This window comes from Massilia sp. TSP1-1-2 (assembly GCF_049896185.1).
In the GTDB taxonomy this organism is placed as follows: domain Bacteria; phylum Pseudomonadota; class Gammaproteobacteria; order Burkholderiales; family Burkholderiaceae_D; genus Telluria_A.
In genome coordinates this window covers 80,115-100,457 of sequence record NZ_JAFCTU010000021.1, presented here as the reverse complement: position 1 = coordinate 100,457, position 20,343 = coordinate 80,115, and the positions used below count along the sequence as shown (strand labels likewise).

At 63.7% G+C, this 20,343-nt stretch carries 18 protein-coding genes and 1 other annotated feature; of the genes, 8 read left to right on the top strand and 10 right to left on the bottom strand.

Translation table 11 applies throughout. The features are described from left to right. Positions 1–417: 417 nt before the first annotated feature. Positions 418–963: an FxDxF family PEP-CTERM protein gene (locus ACP7BV_RS18010; protein WP_426105763.1), complete on the top strand. Its 546-nt coding sequence runs from the start codon at positions 418–420 to the stop codon at positions 961–963. Between the two features lie 46 nt (positions 964–1,009). On the opposite strand, the gene ACP7BV_RS18005 is transcribed toward ACP7BV_RS18010, so the two are convergent. From ACP7BV_RS18005 to ACP7BV_RS17995, 3 genes are all read right to left on the bottom strand, one after another. Then, a complete protein-coding gene (locus tag ACP7BV_RS18005) occupies positions 1,010–2,917 on the bottom strand; it encodes a hybrid sensor histidine kinase/response regulator (protein ID WP_426105761.1) in 1,908 nt (635 codons plus the stop codon). Next, positions 2,914–3,501 carry a YfiR family protein gene (locus ACP7BV_RS18000; protein ID WP_426105760.1) on the bottom strand — a complete coding sequence of 196 codons (588 nt, stop codon included), beginning with the start codon at positions 3,499–3,501 and terminating at the stop codon, positions 2,914–2,916. The genes ACP7BV_RS18005 and ACP7BV_RS18000 overlap by 4 nt, the downstream gene beginning before the upstream one ends. A 276-nt stretch (positions 3,502–3,777) precedes the next feature. Further along, a complete protein-coding gene (locus ACP7BV_RS17995; protein ID WP_426105758.1) occupies positions 3,778–4,008 on the bottom strand; it encodes a hypothetical protein in 231 nt (76 codons plus the stop codon). A 57-nt stretch (positions 4,009–4,065) separates the two neighbouring features. Continuing rightward, positions 4,066–4,169, top strand: a sequence feature (Trp leader region). A 126-nt stretch (positions 4,170–4,295) separates the two neighbouring features. Here ACP7BV_RS17995 and ACP7BV_RS17990 point away from each other — a divergent pair. The 4 genes from ACP7BV_RS17990 to ACP7BV_RS17975 all read left to right on the top strand — a co-directional run bounded on the left by ACP7BV_RS17990 (position 4,296) and on the right by ACP7BV_RS17975 (position 10,475). Beyond that, complete coding sequence (locus ACP7BV_RS17990) at positions 4,296–5,117, top strand: response regulator (protein WP_426105757.1); 822 nt, start codon at positions 4,296–4,298, stop codon at positions 5,115–5,117. Between the two features lie 108 nt (positions 5,118–5,225). Further along, positions 5,226–6,290: a 5-methyltetrahydropteroyltriglutamate--homocysteine methyltransferase gene (locus ACP7BV_RS17985; protein ID WP_426105756.1), complete on the top strand. Its 1,065-nt coding sequence runs from the start codon at positions 5,226–5,228 to the stop codon at positions 6,288–6,290. After that, positions 6,287–9,349, top strand: coding sequence for an ATP-binding protein (locus ACP7BV_RS17980; protein ID WP_426105755.1), 3,063 nt, complete (start codon positions 6,287–6,289; stop codon positions 9,347–9,349). Before ACP7BV_RS17985 ends, ACP7BV_RS17980 begins: the two co-directional genes overlap by 4 nt. Before the next feature lie 142 nt (positions 9,350–9,491). Continuing rightward, positions 9,492–10,475 carry a diguanylate cyclase domain-containing protein gene (locus tag ACP7BV_RS17975; protein WP_426105754.1) on the top strand — a complete coding sequence of 328 codons (984 nt, stop codon included), beginning with the start codon at positions 9,492–9,494 and terminating at the stop codon, positions 10,473–10,475. 151 nt (positions 10,476–10,626) lie between these two features. Here ACP7BV_RS17975 and ACP7BV_RS17970 read toward each other — a convergent pair whose 3' ends face one another. Further along, entirely contained in the window at positions 10,627–11,037 is a 411-nt protein-coding gene (locus tag ACP7BV_RS17970) for a hypothetical protein (protein ID WP_426105753.1), read from the bottom strand. Positions 11,038–11,317: 280 nt separating this feature from the next. On the opposite strand from ACP7BV_RS17970, the gene ACP7BV_RS17965 reads away from it, so the two are divergent. Next, on the top strand, positions 11,318–12,934 hold the full coding sequence (locus ACP7BV_RS17965; RefSeq protein ID WP_426105752.1) for a response regulator: 1,617 nt from the start codon (positions 11,318–11,320) through the stop codon (positions 12,932–12,934). A gap of 48 nt (positions 12,935–12,982) precedes the next feature. Here ACP7BV_RS17965 and ACP7BV_RS17960 read toward each other — a convergent pair whose 3' ends face one another. Further along, positions 12,983–13,441 carry a hemerythrin domain-containing protein gene (locus tag ACP7BV_RS17960; RefSeq protein WP_426105751.1) on the bottom strand — a complete coding sequence of 153 codons (459 nt, stop codon included), beginning with the start codon at positions 13,439–13,441 and terminating at the stop codon, positions 12,983–12,985. A gap of 165 nt (positions 13,442–13,606) precedes the next feature. On the opposite strand from ACP7BV_RS17960, the gene ACP7BV_RS17955 reads away from it, so the two are divergent. Then, a complete protein-coding gene (locus ACP7BV_RS17955) occupies positions 13,607–14,347 on the top strand; it encodes a sensor histidine kinase (RefSeq protein ID WP_426105750.1) in 741 nt (246 codons plus the stop codon). On the opposite strand, the gene ACP7BV_RS17950 is transcribed toward ACP7BV_RS17955, so the two are convergent. The 5 genes from ACP7BV_RS17950 to ACP7BV_RS17930 form a co-directional block, all read right to left on the bottom strand. After that, positions 14,334–15,632: an NAD(P)/FAD-dependent oxidoreductase gene (locus ACP7BV_RS17950; protein ID WP_426105749.1), complete on the bottom strand. Its 1,299-nt coding sequence runs from the start codon at positions 15,630–15,632 to the stop codon at positions 14,334–14,336. The genes ACP7BV_RS17955 and ACP7BV_RS17950 overlap by 14 nt on opposite strands. 75 nt (positions 15,633–15,707) lie before the next feature. Next, positions 15,708–16,232 (bottom strand): hypothetical protein, encoded by a 525-nt coding sequence (locus ACP7BV_RS17945; RefSeq protein ID WP_426105748.1) that lies wholly within the window; start codon positions 16,230–16,232, stop codon positions 15,708–15,710. 147 nt (positions 16,233–16,379) lie between these two features. Next, positions 16,380–17,150, bottom strand: a complete 771-nt coding sequence (locus ACP7BV_RS17940) for a LytR/AlgR family response regulator transcription factor (RefSeq protein ID WP_426105746.1) — start codon at positions 17,148–17,150, stop codon at positions 16,380–16,382. Continuing rightward, positions 17,143–18,411 carry a sensor histidine kinase gene (locus tag ACP7BV_RS17935; RefSeq protein WP_426105745.1) on the bottom strand — a complete coding sequence of 423 codons (1,269 nt, stop codon included), beginning with the start codon at positions 18,409–18,411 and terminating at the stop codon, positions 17,143–17,145. Before ACP7BV_RS17935 ends, ACP7BV_RS17940 begins: the two co-directional genes overlap by 8 nt. A gap of 62 nt (positions 18,412–18,473) precedes the next feature. Continuing rightward, the gene (locus tag ACP7BV_RS17930; RefSeq protein ID WP_426105743.1) at positions 18,474–19,016 is read right to left on the bottom strand and encodes a hypothetical protein; all 543 of its coding nucleotides are present in this window, start codon (positions 19,014–19,016) and stop codon (positions 18,474–18,476) included. Positions 19,017–19,068: 52 nt separating this feature from the next. On the opposite strand from ACP7BV_RS17930, the gene ACP7BV_RS17925 reads away from it, so the two are divergent. Further along, positions 19,069–20,322: a DEAD/DEAH box helicase gene (locus tag ACP7BV_RS17925; RefSeq protein WP_426105742.1), complete on the top strand. Its 1,254-nt coding sequence runs from the start codon at positions 19,069–19,071 to the stop codon at positions 20,320–20,322. Positions 20,323–20,343 lie beyond the last annotated feature (21 nt).

Below are 20,343 nucleotides of genomic sequence, written 5' to 3'. Positions count from 1 at the left end.
GCTGTAGCTCAGTTGGATAGAGTACTTGGCTACGAACCAAGGGGTCGTGGGTTCAATTCCTGCCAGCCGCACCAACAACACCAGACCAAAGGCCTGAAGAGCAATCTTCAGGCCTTTTTTCTTTGCAAGTCGCCTCTAGCGTGCTCGGCACAGGATGGCGACGCGACTGCGCGTAGGCGTGAACCGACCCACGCAGGGCAAGCTTGCGGGCCGGTCAGCACTTCGCGTCTCCTCTCCTATGACAGCGCCGGCCGCAGCGCTTCCAACAGCAATTTCCTGCCCGCCGGCACCAAGGCGCATGGCGTGGCGCACACGCTGCAGGCGGTCCGATTTTGAACGCCTCTTTGCTAGCATGAGATACCCCGACGCTTGATTAACCGGCTGCCCTCGGGCGGCTGTCTTTAAACGAGGTAACTTATGAAAAATTCGACATCCCTGATCGCTGCGCTGGTGCTGGCCACCGCGTCGCTTGGAACACCGGCGGCCCACGCCGACGATATCTCCAACGGGCCGCAGGCGCTCGCCGTTCTCGACAACAGCGCCTACTTCGGCGACTCCTTCGCGGCCAACAACAATGGCGACACCTTCATGGACCATTTCGTGTTCAATGTTTCGGGTGTGCCGCTGAACCTGGACGCCATCGTGTCCTCGGTGAGCCGCACGGCCGCCACCGGCCTGGATATCACGGCATTCGGACTGTTCTCGTCGGCCGGCTCGCTCATTAGCGCCGGCAGCGGCAGCTCGGGCGCGCAGGACGTCTGGACCGTCAGCGCCAACAACCTTGCCGAAGGCAGCTACTACCTGATGGTCAGCGGCACCATGTTGTCCGACACCTCCGGCAGCTTTGGCGGCGCCGTCATGCTCAACCCCGTGCCCGAGCCTGCCACCTATGGCATGCTGCTGGCCGGCCTGGGCGTGGTGGGCTTGCTCGGACGCCGGCGCAAGGCCGCCAATGAGCAGTAAGGCTGCACGAGCGCCATCGAGAACGCAAGGCAGCTTGGGTTCTCGATCAGGTCCGCACCTTCTTGACCACGGTGCGGTTGCCGAGGATTTCCTCAATCTGCTCGAAGCGCACCGGCTTGACCATATGATGGTCGAAGCCGGCCTCGAAGGCGAGCTGGCGGTCTTTTTGCTGGCCCCAGCCGGTGACGGCGATGAGCATCGTCATCGCCCCGCTGGGCAGACGCCGGATGCCGCGCGCCAGGTCGTAGCCCGACATTTGCGGCAGGCCGATGTCAAGAAACGCGTAATCGGGGCAAAAGCGCGCAGCAGCGGTCAGCGCATCGGGGCCGTTATGGGTGATCACGACGCTGTGTCCCATAGCTGAAAGCAAGGCGCCGATGCTGTTGACGAAGTCGATATTGTCGTCGGCCAGCAGGATGCGAAAGGTTTCCGCGCTCATGAAGGCGGCCGGGACCGACTTGGCAGGCAATTCCGGCTCGACTACAATCGGCAGGCACACCACGAATTCGCTGCCGCGATTCAGGCCGGCGCTGTGGGCTTCGATGCTGCCGCCGTGCAGTTCGACCAGGCGGCGCGCCAGCGACAGGCCCACGCCCAGGCCGGCGTTGGTGCGCTCGAGCGTTGAATCGACTTGCACGAACATGTCGAACACGTGGTGCAGCATGTCGGGCGCAATGCCGATGCCGTTGTCGGCCACGTTGACGATCAAGTTGTGCTCCTCGACGCGCGCGGCCAGGCTGACGCGACCGCCGCGGTTGGTGTATTTGGCGGCATTGTTGAGCAGGTTCGACAAGATCTGCGCCAGGCGCGTGGCGTCGCCGTGCAGGAACACCGGACGGTCGGGCAATTCGATCACCAGCTCGTGGCCGTGCACCTCAATATACGAGCGCACCACCTCAAGTGCGTCATTGACGACCGCTTTCAGTTCCACCCGCCCCATCTTGATGGCAAACTTGCCGGTATTGATGCGAGAAACGTCAAGCAGGTCATCGACCAGGCGCACCATCTGGCGCAGCTGGCGCTCCATGATGTCGGTCGCCTTCTGGGTGGCGGTAGCGTCGCCGCTGCGAATGCGCAAAATATCCAGGCCGGTGCGAATGGGCGCCAGCGGATTGCGCAATTCGTGCGCCAGCGTGGCCAGGAACTCATCCTTGCGGCGGTCGGCCACGAGCAGCGCTTCCTCGGCCTGCTGACGCACCTGCATTTCGTGCTCGAGCGTCAGGTTCGCTTCCTGCAAGGCGTGCGCGCGCTTGCCGATCTCGGCCAGCATGTCATTGAAGGCGGCCACCAGCACCTCGATCTCGCCGCCGCTGTGGCCCGGCACGCGCAGGCTGAAGTCGCGCCGCTGCATCACTTCGCGCGCCACCCCCGTCACCGCCAGCAAAGGGGCCGTGATGCCTTGTTGCAGTCGCGAAGCAACCAGCGCGGCGAGCACCAATGACGCGAGCAGCACCGCGCCCAGGATGGCGGCATAGTTCAGCAGGCGCTCGACCAGGCCGTAGCGGGCGCGCAGGTAGACTGTGCCGAGCACCTCGCCGTTGTCGATGACTGGATGATAGACGACCAGTTCGCCATCGTCGATGCTGTAACCGGGCGCCCCGGGGCGCGGCGGATAGCTGACCAGGCGCGATCCCTGGGCGTAGGAAGCGAAGCGCGCCCCGTTGGCGCCGTAAATGGCGCCGGCCAGGATCTGGGGACGCACCCGCAGCACCGCCAGATTTTGCTGCGCGCTCCTGGCGTCGTTGAAGGTGAGCGCCGGCGCGGTAACGCTGGCGATCAGGTCGGCCTGGGTCATCAGTTCATCAACCCAATATTGCTTGAAGGTGCGCAGGTCGTACAGCAGCATCGCCAGCGAGGAGGCGAACAGCGCCACGAACGTGGTTGCGACCGCCATCAATATCAGCTTGCTGCGCACCGAGCCGCTGTCAGGGTGCTTGCTGTCTTGCCAGCTCATGGCGCGGCCTTGTATACCTGGTTGGCCACTGTCAGCAGGCGCGAACTGAGCTTGACGCTGTTTTTTTCCGCCGCGCCCAGCGAGACGTCGAAACGCACGCGCTCTTCGACGATCCTGAAGTTGATGACGCTGCCCTGGCGCAAGCCGTCTTCCGCTTCAGTGACCAGCAGCACCGGCGCCGGCGCCGGCGCGAGCGAACGCAGCACGTTGCGCACCTTGAGCGCGTCGGCGCCGCCGACAAAGAGCAGGTGCACGCCGCCGGGCGCATCTTGCTCGCGCAGCACCCTGACCGTGATCGGATGCGCGCCAACCGTGCGCCCGCTGACGATGCGCGTCAGTTCGGCGGCCAGTTCGTCGGCATCGACGACGCCGATCACCAGGGGCGCACCCGCCTCACCCAGCGCACCAGGGGGAAAGTCGGTGTAGCCAAGAAACTTGTACAGGAAGGCTGCCTTGACCTTGCGCTCGAGCGACGTGGTCGTACCCGCTTGCGCCCTTGTCAGGACCGGTACGCCGGCGAGCAGCGCGCCGATCGCCAATCCCAGCACGGTCCGGCGCCGCCCCGGTGCGCGCTCGCCACTCAAGCGAACGCACCTTCGCGCCTGGGAAGACGGCGCGCCTGGTGTGAAAGGATGAGATATGTGCACGTTCTTGTTATCGTAAAACATTTTCTGCTGTGCATAAAGAGCGCACGTTTGGCGACGGGGCCGAAACGGTGAATATTTCATTTTTTGAGCAAGCATCGAGCGACCATCGAGCAATCGGCCTGCATTTGCCACCGAACTGCCGCGCATCCGCCGTGCAATTGTCAAGCAAGTAGCAGGCACAATCGCGCAACCGGGCGCGCCCCTGCCCGGCTGCTACAGCACGCCGTACTCCGCAGCCGCCTTGGCTGCCCACAACGCTTCATTGTAGGTAGGATACGGTGCGTCGTAGGTATCGACGGCGCCGTCGGCATCGATGAAGCTGTTCCACCAGCCATCGGCCCTGGCGCAAATGGCGATGTCGCCCGGTCCGCAATGGCTGGCGATCGGCTCGTCCGGCCCAAGGATGACGATATTGACTTTCCGGTGCGTGATAATGGTGGCCATGCTGTTCCCCGCTTGCGGACGGCGTTATACGCTCATCCCATACCTGACATCACAAAGATAAATTAGCAACGCGCCTTGCATTTTGGCATGATGCGTCTGTCTCCTCTATTCTTCCTCAAAGAAAAATAGATTTAGCCCGCTCCCTGAGCGGGCTTTTTTTTGCCCACCCCCGCCGCCATCTACCCCGGGGTGGATGTTGCCTCGGAAACGGACGAAAAGTCGCGCTTGGTGTACGATAGTCAAATATTTGCGCTTCTACAACTTCCAACTGATGATACAGGCAACCAATGCTCGCACCTAGCACAAGCGCGGGGCTGGCGGCAGCTTTCGACTGGCTTTCCACCGACCTCGGCGATAGCGCCGCCTGGCCGCACACGCTGCGCCTTTCCATGGAGATCATGCTCGGCGCGCCCTCCCCCATGTTGCTGCTATGGGGTCCGCGCCGCATCGCCGCCTTTAATGCCGCGTATGCCGAACTGGCCGGTCCGCAGCATCCGCCCGCGCCCGGCGGCAACGCGGCGGCGCCCATTTCCGCGCCGCTGGCCGCCGCGCCCAACGCCTTTGCCCGCGCCGCCAACGGCGAAGCGCTGCACCTGCAGCAGGCGCTCGCGCTGTCGGGCACCGGCACTCACCCACAGTTGCTGTGCGACCTGCACCTGACCCCGCTGCGCGACGAGCAGGGCGTGGTCCAGGGCGTGTTGTGCGCCGTGGCGCGCAGCGCCGAGCCGGCCCTGCCACCGGTTGCGCAGGCGCTGCGCGTGCTGGTGGTGGAAGACAACCTCGATTCGCAATACCTGGTGTGCGAAATGCTCAAGGCCTTCGGCCATGAAGCGCTCGGCGTAGGCCATGCCGAAGGCGCCCTCGAGCAACTCGGGCAGGCCAGCTTCGACGTGCTGTTTTCGGACGTCAGCCTGCCCGGCATGTCGGGCGTGGACCTGGCGCGCAAGGCGCTCGCCGAGCACCCGTCAATGCAGGTTATTTTTGCCTCCGGTTACGGTGAAGCGCTGCTGCGCCATGTCGAGTTCCCCTTCCAGTCCTTGCAAAAGCCGTATGAAATCGAGCAGTTGCAAGCGGCGCTGGCGCGCGCCAGCGCCATGCCAAGTGTGTGAGTCAATCCTGGCGCCCTGGGCTAGAATTGGACCCGGGCCGGCCGGCAGGCGTGGCCCCGTGCCGGTGGGCCTGCGTTGCGCCTTCCGGCTCCTGACCGAAGCACACTGATGATCATTCCTACTGAACCGATCGGCAGCATTCCCCGGCCCGCGGAGCTCGTCGCCGCGGCCAACCAGGATGATGTTGCCGGCCCCCAGCTCGAAGCCATGTACGAGGCGGCCGTGCGCGACACCGTCGCGCGCTTCGAGGCGACCGGCTCGCCCGTCATTACCGACGGCGAACAGCGCAAATACCATAACTTCTGGACCTATTGCGTGCACGGCGCGCGCAATATGGCGCCCGACGGCTTCCAGATCCCCTTCGCGGCCGGCCATACCCGGCGCATGCCGCGCCTGACGAGCGGGCCGTTCAGCTACCAGCGCTACGCCGACGAATACCTCGTCACCGCCCAGCGCTACGCGCGCGCGCCGGTCAAGCAAGCGGTCATTTCGCCGTCCGCGCTGTCGCTGATGTACCCGCCCGAGGGCCTGCCCGACTATCCGCGCGAGCAATTCCTTCACGATTTGCTGGCCGAGCACGAAACCGAGGTGCGGCGCTGCCTGGCACGCGGCGCGCACAAGGTGCAAATCGATTTCACCGAAGGACGCCTTGCCATGAAGCTCGATCCAAGCGGCGAGCTGCTCAACAGTTTTATCGACCTCAACAACATGGCGCTGACCCGTTTTTCGCCCGCCGAGCGCGCCCGCATCGGCGTGCACACCTGCCCTGGCGGGGACCGCGACTCGACCCATAGCCTGGATATCGACTACGCCGAACTGCTGCCCAGCCTGTTTGAATTAAAGGTCGGCAATTTCTACATTGCACTGGCCGGCGAAGCCGATCCGCAGCGCGTGCTCAAGATCATCGCCCGCTACCTCAAGCCGTCCCAACGCGTGTTTGTCGGCGTCATCGATCCGCTCAATGCCCACATCGACAGCGCCGAGGAGGTCTGCGCGCGCGTGCTGCAGGCCGCGCGCATCATTCCGCTGGCCCAGCTTGGCACCACGGACGATTGCGGCTTCTCACCGTTTTGCGACGACAAATCGACCACCCGCGACACGGCCTTCGCCAAGATCGGCGCGCGCGTCGAAGGCACCGCGCTGGCCGCGGCCCGGATCGAGGAGCGCGCATGAACGAAGACATGGATGAAATCGAACAAATGCGCTCGGTAGCGCTGCGCAACGCCAACAGCGTGCTGGTCGCGCGCCAGCGCGCGCAGCAAGAGTTGCTTGAGGCACGCGACGAACTCAAGCGCGCAAAGACGCGTATGGAAAACATGCTCGAAAGCTTGACCGACGGCTTTTGCGCCGTCGACCTGGCGTGGCGCATCACGTACATCAATGCGCGCGCGCTGCAACTGCTGGGCGCCGGCGGCCAGCGCCCCGCCGACCTGCTGGGCCAGTCGATCTGGGACGCTTTTCCGGCACTGCGCGGCAGCGCCATGCAGGCACACTGCCAGCGCGCCGTCGCCGCGCAGCAGACCGTCAGCGCCGAATTGCTCTACACGCAGCTCGATTGCTGGTTCGACCTGCGCGCCTACCCGTCGCCCGAAGGGTTGACGATCTATATCCAGGATATCAGCAAGCGGCGCGCCGACGAAAAAGCGTTGCAAGACGGCAGCAACCGCCTGCAAGTAGCGCTCTCGGCCGGGCGCCTGGGCGACTGGCGCTGGGACGCGGCCAGCGACCGGGTCACGCTGGGCGCGCGCGCGGCTGAAATCTTCGGCCTGGCGCCGGAAACGCCGATGCCGTGGAGCGCGCTGCGCGACCGCATGCACGACACTGACCACGAGGCGGCGCGCACCGAATTTTTGCAGGCCGTGGCCGAGCGCACCGACCTGAACATCGAATGCCGGCTGAAACACGCGGGCGACGGCAGCGAGGCGGCCTGGATCGGCGTGGTGGGCCGCATCGACTACGACAACGAAAGCGACGGCGACGGCGCCGGCGCGGTGCTGGGCATGACGGGCGTGGTGCAAGACATCAGCACCCGCAAGAGCGCCGAAGACACGTTGCGCGAGAGCGAGGAAGTGCTGCGCGCACTGGCCAATTCGATCCCCCAGCTGGCCTGGATGGCGCAGGCCGATGGCGCCATTGTCTGGTTCAACGAGCGCTGGTACGACTACACGGGCACCACGCCCGAGCAGGTGGTCGGCTGGGGCTGGCAAGCGACTCAGGACCCGGACGTGCTGCCGCAAATGCTGGCGCGCTGGCACGAGTCCCTGCACACCGGCAATCCGTTCGAGATGGAATATCCGATCCGCGGCGCCGACGGCCAGTACCGCTGGTTCCTCACGCGCGTGAACGCCGTGCGCGACCGCCTCGGCCACGTGGTGCGCTGGTTCGGCACCAATACCGACGTCGACCAGGTCAAGCGCGTGGAGCAGGCGCTGCGCGAAGAATCGAACGTGCTTGAGCTACTCAACAGCACCGGCACGGCGCTCGCTTCGCAGCGCGACTTGCGCTCGCTGCTGCAAACGGTCACCGACGCCGCCACGGGCGTCTCGGGCGCGCGCTTCGGCGCCTTTTTCTATCATGGCAAGGATCCGGACGGCGACCTGTTTACGCTGCATACCGTCAGCGGCACCGCGCCGGCCGGCTTCGACCCGTTCGGGCAAGCGCACGGCAGCACCTTGTTCGAACCCGGTTTGCAAGGCGATGGCGTCACGCGCCTGGCCGACATCACCCAGGACGATCGCTACCGCCAGGCGGAACCATTTTTCAGCAAGTGCGATGGCAACGGCGATGGCAACAGCGACGGCAGCACCGGCGGCGCGGCCGATTGCGCGCCTGCCGTGCGCAGCTACCTGGCCGTGCCGGTCATTGCGCGCTCGGGCGAAGTACTCGGCAACCTGTTTTTCGGCCATCCGGAAGCGGGCATATTTACTGAACGCACCGAACGCATCGTCGGCGGCATCGCGGCCCAGGCCGCAGTGGCGATTGACAACACGCGCTTGTACGAAGCGGCCCAGCGCGCCGCCGAAGAACGCAAGGTATTGCTTGAAAGCGAACGCTCGGCGCGCGCTGAAGCGGAGCGCACCAGCCAGATGAAAGATGAATTTCTGGCCACGCTGTCGCACGAATTGCGCACGCCGCTCTCGGCCATTTTGGGCTGGGCCCAGGTGCTGCGGCGCGGCAGCCGCGACACGGCCGACCTGCAACGCGGCCTGCAGACCATCGAGCGCAATGCGCGCGCCCAGGCGCAGCTGATCGAGGACTTGCTCGACATGAGCCGCATCACGTCCGGCAAGGTGCTGCTCGACATGCAGACGGTGGCGCCGTCGGTGTTCATCGATGCCGCCATCGAAACGGTGCGCCCTGCCGCGGACGCGAAAAATATCCGCCTTGAAAAGCACTACGACCCGGCCGTCGGTCCGATTGCCGGCGACCCGGCCAGGCTGCAACAGGTCATCTGGAATTTGTTGTCGAACGCAATTAAGTTCACCCCGCGCGACGGACGCGTGGACATTTTGCTGAGCGCCCTGGACGGTTATGTCGAAATTGCCGTGCAAGACAACGGCGTGGGCATCAAGCCCGAATTCATGGCCCATGTGTTCGAGCGCTTTCGCCAGGGCGACGCCTCGACCACGCGCAAGCACGGCGGCCTGGGGCTGGGGCTGTCGATCGTCAAGCACTTGATCGAGCAGCATGGCGGCACCGTGCGGGTCGACAGCGAAGGCGAGGAGCGCGGCGCCAGCTTTACGCTCACGCTGCCGTCGGCCAATCGGCAAAGCCTGTCGTCGCGCCCGGACCGGCCGGCGTATCGCTCACCCTCGCCCCTTGCCGCCGACATTTTGCAGCGCGACATGGCCGGCTTGCGCGTGCTGGTGGTTGACGACGAAGCCGACGCGCGCGAGCTGATCAACCGTATCCTGTCGGACTGCCACGCCATCGTGCGCACTGCCGGCAGCGCCGCTCAGGCGCTCGCTGCCATTGCCGAGGAAATGCCGGACGTGCTGGTAAGCGACCTGGGCATGCCCGACGTCGACGGTTTTGAATTGCTGGCGCGGGTGCGGGCCCTGGGTCCGGCGCACGGTGGCTTGCTGCCAGCGGTGGCGCTGACGGCCTTTGCCCGCTCTGAAGACCGGTTGCGCGCGCTCGAAGCGGGGTTCGGGGCGCACATCTCCAAGCCGGTCGAGCCAAGCGAGCTGATAGCCACGGTGGCGGCGATGGCGCCTAGTCATAATAAATAGCTAAGGAATCGGCCTCCTACCGTCCTACGCGGCGCTGTCCTACAAGAAATATTCCTGGTGCTGATACACTATGTGGATTGATAGTGAATCGGTGCCCCAATGTTACGCGGCTCCCCCATTCCGCTTTAAACGAGATTGCCGTATGCCAAGCCGAGACGAAATACTGAACGCGAAGATTCTTGTGGTCGATGATTCAGCTGACAATATCGAATTGATGGAAGAGATTTTGCGGGAAGAAGGCTATGTTTGCGTCAGCTCGACTATGCTCCCTGAACAAGTCTGCCCACTGCACCGCCAGCACTGTTACGACTTGATCTTGCTCGACCTGCAAATGCCTGGCCTGAATGGTTTTCAGGTCATGAAGGGCTTGAAAGAAATTGAACAGGGTGGCTACTTGCCCGTATTGGCGCTCACCGCGCAACCGAGTTTCAAGATAGCCGCACTCGAAGCGGGCGCGCGCGACTTCATCAGCAAACCGTTCGACTTGCTCGAGGTGCATAAGCGCATCCACAACATGCTGGAAGTGCGCTTGCTGTACAAGGAGCTGGCGCAGTACAGCAAGACGCAGCAAGCGCTCGCGCTGCACGATCCGCTGACCGGGCTGCCCAACCGGCGCCTGTTGGAAGACCGTATCGAAACCACGCTCCAGCATGCCAGCCGCAACCACCACAAGGCGGCCATCATGTACCTGGACCTGGACGGGTTCAAGGCCATCAACGATACCTACGGGCACGCTTACGGCGATGAAGTGCTGAAAATCGTCGCACAAAGGCTGGTGGCGGCGTCGCGCAAGGAAGACACGGTGGCCCGGCTGGGCGGTGATGAATTCATGGTCGTGCTGGGTGAAGTGCACAGCCTGGCCGATGCGCAAGGGCCGGCGGCCAAGCTGGTCGAAGCCGTTTCCGAACCGTTTTTCATCAATGACCTCACCTTGCAACTGTCCACCAGCATTGGCATTAGCATCTATCCCGATGACGCCGAGAATGTCGAGTCCCTGATCAGCATTGCCGATTACGCGCTGTATGAAGCCAAGCGCGGCGGCAAGAACCGGTTCTGCGCCACCTCCACGCAACCGGCGCCCCTGCCGCCTCCCCAAAAAAAAGTTAACCTGGCGCCCCACCGCTGACACCAATAGTCGCTTGCGGCGCTGGAATGACCAGGCCGCCAGCGGCGCTAACGCAGGCTGCCTACAAGAGCGCTGCATACAAGGGCAGCGCAGGTCATTTACCATTAAAAAAGCGGGCCGCAGCCCGCTTTTTTAATGCTGCACGATCAGCTTACGCCGACTTGCCCTTGCCTTTTTCGGTGCTTGCTTCCACTTCTTTGGCGTGCTGGTGATCGGTGCTGGCATCGACCATGTCGGGCGGCACTTCAATGCGCGTAATGCCGGAGTCGACGGAAATCGGGTCGCTCGCCGGGAACGTCATTTCGACCGCGTCATCAAGCAGCGCTTCCTTGGCCACTTGCTCGGGCGTATCGCATTCTTCGGCAGCCAAGGTCTTGATGGCCGTGGCCCACTTGACGAACTTGAGCTCGGCCAGGTCCCCGATGGTGGTGATGCCGAAAGCGGCGTGCAAGGCCTTGGCGTCCCCGGTGCTCAAGCCGCGCATGGCGGAAAGCGGTGCGTTGCAAATATCGCGGAAACATTTTCCTGCGAACTCATTGTCGACTACGGTATTGATATTCATTTTCTGTCCTCTCGAAGTGCTGCCCGGTGGGGCGATGTCCCTAAACTGACTTGACTATCGCACAACAAGCACGGCGCGTATGTGCGCCAGCGAACCTAGCCATGTATCCTTATGCACACGGTCCGTTTGGACTGCATTTTCCTGCGTGGATATGATAGGAGGAAATGTACTTGCGGCACGATTCACGGGAGTTTTCACAGAGGAAATTTCACGATTCTGCTATCCTGTGAGCTGAGACAAGCGGACCCAACAAAACTTGACCGTGCAGTACAGGAACGACGTGCCAAAAATAGAAAAACCGAAAATTCTCGTGGTCAACGATGACGCCGCGAGCTTGCTGGCCCTGACCAGCCTGCTTGATCAATGGGCGGAAGAATCGGGCTACGACGTCATCTCGGCGCGCTCGGGGCAGCAGGCGCTGCGCCAGGTATTGCTGCACGATTTTGCCGTCATTCTGCTCGACGTCAATATGCCCGGCATGGACGGTTTTGAAACGGCCGAAGCGATCCACCAGCGCACCCGCTCGGCCGATATCCCCATCATTTTCGTGACCGCCTTCCTGGCCGATGAAATCGACCGTCTCAAGGCTTACCAGCGCGGCGCGGCCGACTTCCTGTTCACCCCGGTGATCCCGCAAATCCTGCACGCCAAGGTCCAGGTGTTCGTGGCGCTGGCCACCAAGAATGAAGAACTCAAGCGCCAGGCCCACAAGCTGTCCCAGCGCACCACCGAACTGACCGCCACCAACAAGCGCCTCACCCGCGAAATGGAAGAGCGGCAGGCGGCGGAACGCAAGAGCCACGCCAAAGACGAGTTCCTCGCGATGCTGGGCCATGAACTGCGCAATCCTTTGTCGGCCATCAGCAGCGCCGCTGCCCTGATCGGCCTGGCCGGCGCCGGACCGGACACGGTCGCGCGCGCCCGCCAGATCATCCAGCGTCAGAGCCAGCACTTGTCGCGCATCGTGGACGACCTGCTTGACCTGTCGCGCGCCATGTCCGGCAAGATCCTGCTGGCGCGCCGGCCGGTCGACCTGGCCGCGCTGGTCTCGGCCTGCCTCGACACCTTCAAGGCCACCGGCCGCACGGGCAACTATTTATTGAACACAAACATGGCGCAAGCCTGGGTCGATGGCGACCCGACCCGGCTTGAGCAGATCGCCACCAACCTGATCGACAATGCGCTCAAGTACACGCCACCGGGCGGCGCCATCGACATTGCCGTCAGGGACGATGACGACGACATTATCTTGACCGTGCGCGATACGGGCGTGGGCATTTCCGAAGAATTGCTGCCCCATGTATTTGATGTGTTCGTGCAGGCCAGCACCACGCTGGACCGTTCGCAAGGGGGCCTGGGCATTGGCCTGGCGCTGGTGCGCCGGCTGGTCGAGCTGCACGGCGGCAGCGTCAGCGCGCACAGCAGCGGCGCCAGCGCCGGCAGCACCTTCGCCATCCGCCTGCCGCGCGCCGCGGCGGCGGCCGCCCCGGCGAACGAGTCGCCGTCCCACCTGGACACCGGCAAGCCAAGCGTGCTGCTGATCGAAGACAATGACGACGGCCGCGAAATGATGGCCACCATGCTCACCGCCTGCGGCTACCCGATCAAGCACGCCGCCGATGGCTTGCAGGGCGTCGACATGGCCGTGGCGCACCCGCCCGACGTGGCGCTGGTCGATATCGGCCTGCCCGGCATCGACGGCTACGAAGTGGCGCGCCGCCTGCGCAAGAACGATGGTACGCGCCACATCAAGCTCATTGCACTGACCGGCTACGGGCTGCCCGAAGACCAGCGCCGCGTGCTCGAAGCAGGCTTCGATATGCATTTGGTTAAGCCAGTGGACATCAACCACCTGCTCGAAGCGCTCACCCAATGCGCGATCCTGCCGGCCGAATAAACGCAGCTGCCTTGTTGTGCCCGCTCTTGCCTACAAGGCTAACAAGACTCACAAGGTCGCGCTGATTTCCTCTTTGCGCGCCAGCATGTCGTCAGCCAGCGCCTCCAGGTCCAGCCCCGCTTTTTCCGCCTTGGGAAACATTTCCTTCTCTTCTTGCGTGACGTGGTGCGCGACTTGCTCGCCCAGCACCTTCACCTTGGCGTCGTACAAGTCATCGTCCGGATCCATGTCCTGGATCTGCGCGATCAAGTCCTTGGCGCCGGCGTGTTCGACCGCCGCTTCGTCGAGCAGGTCGGCCGCATTCTTGTCCGCTGGGCGCAGGGCCGGGTAGAAAATCTCTTCTTCCACCATGGTGTGCAGCGTCAGCGCCATGCAGATATCGTCGGCCAGATGCTTCTTTTTGCTGCCTGCGCTTTCGCCCAGCGCCGCATACTGCTCGAACAAGTCTTGTAGTTCGCGATGGTCGGCTGACAATATCGAAATGGCGTCAACGGTCTTGGCATTCATGCGTATCCCTTGGGTCGGTTCTGGTTGGCCCTTGACGGGCCTTACCGTCAGCTTGGACAAACGGGCCGGCGCCGACTGTGCGCCAGTTCACGCACGCGTGCACTGAACTGGCGACAGGCGCATGCGAGCTGTTGTATGATTTGGGAAACATTCACGAAGTCGAGCATGAACGCACCGGCACCCGGACAATTTGACCCCGAAGTTGAACGCAAGGTGGCCGCGCGCACCGCGGACCTCGCCGAGCTGTTGGGCCACCTGACCACCTGCTGGGACGACGAACGGCGGGATCTGGCCCGCAAACTGCACGACAGCCTGGGTTCGTCCATGACGGCGCTCACCATGCACCTGGCCCTGCTGACGCAACAACTGCCCGCCGACAAAACACTGCAAAACCGCACCGCGCAAATGAAAACGCTGTTGATGAACATCATCAACACCAACCGCGAGATGCAGATCACGATCTGGAACGACAAGCTGGAGTTCTTGGGCGTGAAAGCGGCTCTGAGCGAACTGGTGCACGAGTTCGGCAAGCTGCACCCGATCACCGCCCGCATCAGCCTGCCTGACGAAGACGCGGCCTACCCGCGCGACCAGGGCGTCGCCCTGCTGCGTGCCTGCGAAGAAGGTTTGCGCAACGTGCTGGCGCACGCGCACGCCACCGGCGTTGACGTGGTACTTGACGACAACGACGAAGAAATCATGCTGACCGTGCGCGACAACGGCATCGGTTCGGCCGACTACGACCGCAAGGCAAGCGACTGCCACGGCTTGCGCCTGCTGCGCGCGCGCGCCGGCTACCTGGGCGGACGGCTCACCGTGACCGCCCTGCCCGGCGGCGGGACGGCGCTGGCGATCATCCTGCCGCGCCAGCCTGAATGTCCTCCCTCGCTGATCAGTGCAGCTTGACCAGCGGCGAACTGCGCCGGATTAAAAAGCGCGCCAGCGCCAGCAGCGCCGTTTTCAGTGCGCCCAGCACGGCCGCATGATGCATCAGGTGCAAGCTTGCGTACATCATCCGCGCAAAAAAGCCATCGATGAAAAAGTTCAATCCTTTTAGCGAACCCATCAGGCTACCGACCGTATTACGGTGCCCGAACGACACCAGCGAGCCGTAGTCGCGGTAAACATAGGGTGTGTTGTCAGGCGCCTTGCCCGCCGCGCGGCGCGCAAGCTGGCGGCACAGGTAATCGGCGTGCTGGTGCGCGGCCTGGGCGCGCGGCGGCACTTGCTTGCCGTTGCCCCCCATGCTGGCGGCGCAATCGCCCAGTGCGTAGATGTCGGCAAAGCCGGTGACGCGCAGCGTACCATCCACTTCGAGCTGGCCGCCCTTATTCACCGGCAAGCCGAGCTGCGCCAGCCAGCTAGGCGCGCGAATGCCGGCGGCCCAGACGCACAGGCTGGCGGGATAGGCGGCGCCGTCGGCGTCGAGCACCCGGTCCGCTTCGATGCTGGCCACGTGGCACCCGGTAACGACCTTGACGCCGCGTTCTTCAAGCAGCTTGTGGGCGGGGGCCGAGTCGCGCTCGGGCAGCGGCGCCAGGATGCGCGGCGCCCCTTCAAGCAGCAAGATGCGCACGTCCCGTTCGGGCCGCAGGTGGGCAAAGCCGTAGGCGGCGTATACCCCGCTCGCTTGGCGCAGTTCGGCGGCCAGCTCCACCCCAGTGGCGCCGGCGCCGATGATGACGATGTCGACCGCGCCCTGGCCGCCTGCGGCGCGCCGGGTATCGGCCTGCGCCAGACGGGTCAGCAGCAGCAGGCGAAAGCGTTCTGCGTCTTCGGTGGCATTGAGGGAAATGGTGTGTTCGGCCGCGCCGGGCACGCCGAAGTAATTCGAGGTACTACCCACGGCAATGACCAGCGTATGGAAAGAGAGGGTACGCTGCGGCAAGACCAACTCGCCGTTTGCGCCGGCAATGGGGCCAACGGTCAGGCTGTGCGCCGGCGCATTGAGCGCGGTAAGGGCACCATAGACGAAAGTGAAACCGTTGTCATGCGCCAGCTTCTGGTAGGACAAGCCTTCCTGGTGCAGGTCGAGCGTCCCGGCCGCTACCTCATGCAGCGAGGGCTTCCAAATATGGGTCAGGCCCCGGTCGACCAGCGTGACCTTGCCCGCTCCCAGCTTGCGCCCCAGCTTGCAGGCCAGTTCCAGCCCGCCGGCGCCGCCTCCGACAATGACGATGTCACCCTGCACGCGATCCTCCCGTCCACCGTTATTGGACGAGAGTTTACTACGCGCCGCAACAGGAGCGGCGCACGGCGGGTGGCCTTAGTCCTTGTCGTGGCCTTTTCCGTGGCCCTTGTCATGCTTGCCTTCGTGCTTGTCCTCGTGCTTGCCTTCGTGCTTGCCTTCGTGCTTGTCGTAGTTGTCGTGATTGGTACGCTCGTCGAGCCGGAAGCCGCGCTGGTCATTGTCGCGCCGGTTGTCGTAACGGTTCTCGTCGCGGTGGCCATCGCCCCCATGCGAGCGGCGATACTGCGGAGCATAAGTATTGTTGTACCAGCTGTCCTGCACAAAATAGACTGGCCGGCCGCAGGCGTTGTAGGCAGCGCAGTGCTTGCTCCACTTCTTGGCGTGGCCGGGCGGCACGCGCAGGTACATCGGCGGCGCGTTGCGGTATTGCGGCATTTGCTGGATGATCATCGGCTGCTGGTAGATCACCGGCGGACGCGACAGGTTACCCAGGTCGATGCTGCCGTAGTAGCCCGACTGGCCCAGCTGCAGGCTGAGATTTTGCGCCATCGCGCCGGCCGCAGCCGTCATGATCATTGCGGCGATTAGTAATTTTTTCATTGTGTGCCTCTTCGCAAGTGACGAAACGCCAATGGCGCCTGACCACAGGCAGCGGGCTGATGCCCGCTCCTGGTCATGCACGAAGTTTAACAGAGGCAACATGAACTTCTGTTCGCCAACACACATAGTTACCGCTGCTTACACGCATTACATGTTGCGAAACAGCGACATGAATGGCTGGCTGACCGACAGCGTCTCCGGCCGCGTTTTCAGCCTGACCATGCCCCTGCCCGCGTCATCGCGCGTGATCGACGCCACCGCCCGCAGGTTGACGATGGTCGAGCGGTGGATCTGCTTGAAGATCGCCGGGTCGAGCACGTCGAGCAGTTCGCGGATCGGTTTGCGCAGCAACGCTTCGCCGCCCGCCGTCATCACCACCGTGTACTTGGTGTCCGACTGGAAGTAGGCCACATCGTCAACCATGATCAGGCGCGTTTCGGCGCCCGCGCTGGCGGTCAGCCACACCAGCGGCGGCTCCTTGCCGCTGTTGGGAATGCTGCGGCCAAGCCGCTCCACCAGGGCGGCCAGCGCGGCGCTGTCGCCGGCGCCGCCGGCGATGCGCGCTTTCAAGCGCTGCACCGTGGCCGCCAGGCGGGCCCGCGCCACGGGCTTGAGCAGGTAGTCGACTGCGCCCTTGTCAAAGGCGTCGATTGCGTACTGGTCGTAGGCGGTGACGAACACCGCCTGGGTGCCGGGGCTGGCGTCGGGCAGTGCGGCGGCCACTTCCAGGCCGCTCAAGCCGGGCATGCGAATGTCTAAAAAGGCCACCTCGGGCTGGTGCAGGGCAATCGCTTCCAGCGCGCTGCCGCCGTCGTCGCAGGCCGCGACAATGTCCAGTTCCGGCCAGACCTCGCCCAGCAGCATCACCAGCGCCTCGCGCAGCAGCGTTTCATCTTCGGCAATTACGCACTTAGTCATGCTGCGCTCCCTTTTTGATCGTGTTCAGGGCGGTGTTGGGCACCGTGATCGTGGCCGCGACCCCGCTGGGAAAATTGGCCACGATGGCAAACGAGGCGGCGCTGCCGTAGGCCAGGCGCAGCCGTTCGCGCACATTGCGCAGTCCGATGCCGGTGCCGCCGCCCTCGGCCGAAAAACCGCGCCCGTCGTCGGCCACCGTGACCGCCACCGCGGTCTCGTGGGTGCGCGCCAGGATCCACACCGTGCCTCCGCCGGACTTGGGTTCAAGCCCGTGCTTGATGGCGTTTTCCACCAGCGTTTGCAGCATCATCGTGGGAAACAGCACGGCGCGCAGCGCAGCGGGGACCTCGACCTGCAGCGACAGGCGGCTGCCCATGCGAATTTTCAGAATGTCGAGGTAAGCCTGGGCCCGTTCGAGTTCATCGCCAATGGTCGAGAGGCTATCCTCGGTGCGCGGCAGCGAATGGCGCAGGTATAGAATCAGGTTGCCCAGCATCTCGTCAGCGCGGGGGGGATCGGTGCGCGTGAGCAGTTGGGCGCTGGCCAGCGTGTTGTACAAAAAGTGCGGCTCGACCTGGGCGTGCAGCAAACTCAATTTGGCCACCGTCAATTCCTTTTCGGTGGCGCTTTGGACCACGCTGGCCTGCTCGGCGCGGCGCAGGCCGGCCACGCGCCGCGTAACCGAGCGCACGATCGCTTCCGCGTTTTCCAGGTTGGTGGCGAAGTCGACGAAAAACCAGTCGCTCCAGGCTGAGCGCTCCGGTTCGCAAATGAGCGTCACGCTGCCGGCCTCGCCATTCGGCGCGACCGTCACCAGGATCTGGTTGAAGTGGGTGCGCAAGTGGCGCGTGAACTGGATTTGCACCGTGTCGCCACTGTAAGGGTCGATACGCTTGATCTTGGCGCGCAGTTGCAAGCTGTCGCGCGCGCTGTCGACCGACTCGATGCCCGGCAGTTCGCGCACCGCCGCCTCGACCAGGTCGAAGGCGGCTCCCGCTTCGAACGGGATTTCGATCTGGCGCCGCTGGCGGTTCGACAGCGAGCTGCTGTTGACTTCGCCGGTAATCAGGCGCACCCGGCGCAGGTGCGAAAAGGCCGTGATCAAGACCACGGCGCCGAGCAGCATGCCGGTCGCCGCAATAAAGCCGCCGGCGTCGCGCCCGATCGGTTGCAGCAGCGCGTCGTTGGCGATCAAGGCGCACAGGAAATACAGCACCATCCAGGAAACGGTGAGGCGAAACAGGAAAAAGAGGCTGGTCATGAGGGGTTCCGGGTCAGTAGTCGTAGGCGCAGCTTAGCAAGCGCGGTCCGTGACTTCCGGCATTATCCGACAGAACCCCGCAGGGGCCGACGGAGGCGGGAAAACCAGCCAATGTCATCGTCGACGGTCCTATCGCAGTAGCGCATCATGTCCTCCATGGCGGCGGGAGCATCCACACCGGCTATATGCTCGGGCGTGGTATTTCTGCGGCATAACAGCACACGGTTGACGATGGTGCCCGTTATCCAGCGGCAGCCCCCTACCTGGACGTTCGTATAGCCGCGACAGGACAATTTGAATGCCAGCGATTGCGCCATGCCAGCGGCCGCGCCGCCGAAACACGACCATAGGATGACCTTGCCCGCAAACGCTTTCGGCAGACCCCGTTTCTCGAGCAGGCGAGCCAGTGAGCGCGCCGAATGCGTATACCCGGCGTCTTTTTGAATGCGGTCGCCATAATTTCCATGTCCCAAAATCAGCAAGTCGTGATGCAGATGGGCCAGACTAATTTCCGGTGATGAGACATCGCTCCCCACATTGCCTTGAGCCGAAGGCTGGCAATGCAGCGTCGCGGCCGCGCTGGCCCACCTTTGTGGGACGGACACGGGCGGACAGGCTAAACTGTCGGCTCCATTCCCAACGCTGCAAGGTTTGCCCATGTCGTTTGCTTCCCTCGGTCTGATCGACCCGCTCATGCGCACGCTCGATGCGCTGGGCTACACGAGCGCCACGCCGGTGCAGGCACAGGCGATCGGCCCGATCCTGGCCGGGCGCGACGTAATGGCCGCAGCCCAGACCGGGACCGGCAAGACCGCCGGTTTCGCCCTCCCGCTGCTGCAGCGCCTGACCATGGAAGGCGGCCAGGTGGGCAGCAACGCGGTGCGCGTGCTGGTGCTGGTGCCCACGCGCGAATTGGCCGAGCAAGTGCACGACAGTTTCAAGGAATATGGCGCCGGCCTGCCGCTGCGCACCCATGTCGCTTACGGCGGCGTGAGCATCAATCCGCAAATGATGAAGCTACGCAAAGGGCTCGACGTACTGGTGGCCACGCCCGGGCGCCTGCTCGACCTGTACCGCCAGAATGCGGTCAAGTTCGACCAGTTGCAAACCTTGGTGCTCGACGAGGCCGACCGCATGCTCGACCTGGGCTTTTCGCGCGAACTGAATGACATTTTTTCCGCCCTGCCCGCCAAGCGCCAGACCCTGTTGTTTTCGGCCACGTTTTCCGACGAGATCCGCGCGCTGGCCGGCAAGCTCTTGAACAACCCTTTGAGCATTGAAGTTAGCGCGCGCAACAGCACGGTGCAGCGGATTCGGCAGTGGGTGGTGCCGGTCGATAAAAAACGCAAGCCCGAGCTGTTCTTGCATTTGTTGCACAAGCTGCGCTGGGGCCAGGTGCTGGTGTTCGTCAAGACGCGCAAGGGTGTCGACCAACTGGTCGACACCCTGGCGGCAAATGGCGTGGCGGCCGACGCGATTCACGGCGACAAGGCGCAGCCGGCGCGCCTGCGGGCGCTGGAGCGTTTCAAGGCGGGCCAGTGCAAGATACTGGTGGCAACCGACGTCGCCGCGCGCGGGCTGGACATCGACGACTTGCCGCAAGTGGTCAATTTCGACTTACCCACCGTGGCCGAAGACTATATCCACCGCACCGGCCGCACCGGCCGCGCGGGCAATGCGGGCCAGGCGGTGTCGCTGGTATGCGCCGATGAGGTGGACTTGCTCGCCGCCATTGAAATGTTCACGCGGCAAACCCTGGAACGCATCGAAGAGCCCGGCTTTTCGCCCGAGCACCGGGTGCCGCTGACCGATACGGCAGGCCAGGTCGTCAAGAAGCCGAAGAAGGCGAAAAAGGCCAAGGTGACGGGCGATGTTTTGCACGTGGATGTCCGCTTTTTAAAAACCCGATAAGCTGCGATGAAGTATGATGCC

Bases quoted from the DNA above. Each gene is read 5' to 3' on its own strand.
- ACP7BV_RS17970 (WP_426105753.1), bottom strand. From the start codon at position 11,037: ATGAATATCAATACCGTAGTCGACAATGAGTTCGCAGGAAAATGTTTC.
- ACP7BV_RS17990 (WP_426105757.1), top strand. From the start codon at position 4,296: ATGCTCGCACCTAGCACAAGCGCGGGGCTGGCGGCAGCTTTCGACTGG.
- ACP7BV_RS17945 (WP_426105748.1), bottom strand. From the start codon at position 16,232: ATGAAAAAATTACTAATCGCCGCAATGATCATGACGGCTGCGGCCGGC.
- ACP7BV_RS17940 (WP_426105746.1), bottom strand. From the start codon at position 17,150: ATGACTAAGTGCGTAATTGCCGAAGATGAAACGCTGCTGCGCGAGGCG.
- ACP7BV_RS17955 (WP_426105750.1), top strand. From the start codon at position 13,607: ATGAACGCACCGGCACCCGGACAATTTGACCCCGAAGTTGAACGCAAG.
- ACP7BV_RS17960 (WP_426105751.1), bottom strand. From the start codon at position 13,441: ATGAATGCCAAGACCGTTGACGCCATTTCGATATTGTCAGCCGACCAT.
- ACP7BV_RS17925 (WP_426105742.1), top strand. From the start codon at position 19,069: ATGTCGTTTGCTTCCCTCGGTCTGATCGACCCGCTCATGCGCACGCTC.
- ACP7BV_RS17995 (WP_426105758.1), bottom strand. From the start codon at position 4,008: ATGGCCACCATTATCACGCACCGGAAAGTCAATATCGTCATCCTTGGG.
- ACP7BV_RS18005 (WP_426105761.1), bottom strand. From the start codon at position 2,917: ATGAGCTGGCAAGACAGCAAGCACCCTGACAGCGGCTCGGTGCGCAGC.
- ACP7BV_RS17975 (WP_426105754.1), top strand. From the start codon at position 9,492: ATGCCAAGCCGAGACGAAATACTGAACGCGAAGATTCTTGTGGTCGAT.
- ACP7BV_RS17935 (WP_426105745.1), bottom strand. From the start codon at position 18,411: ATGACCAGCCTCTTTTTCCTGTTTCGCCTCACCGTTTCCTGGATGGTG.
- ACP7BV_RS17985 (WP_426105756.1), top strand. From the start codon at position 5,226: ATGATCATTCCTACTGAACCGATCGGCAGCATTCCCCGGCCCGCGGAG.
- ACP7BV_RS18010 (WP_426105763.1), top strand. From the start codon at position 418: ATGAAAAATTCGACATCCCTGATCGCTGCGCTGGTGCTGGCCACCGCG.
- ACP7BV_RS17980 (WP_426105755.1), top strand. From the start codon at position 6,287: ATGAACGAAGACATGGATGAAATCGAACAAATGCGCTCGGTAGCGCTG.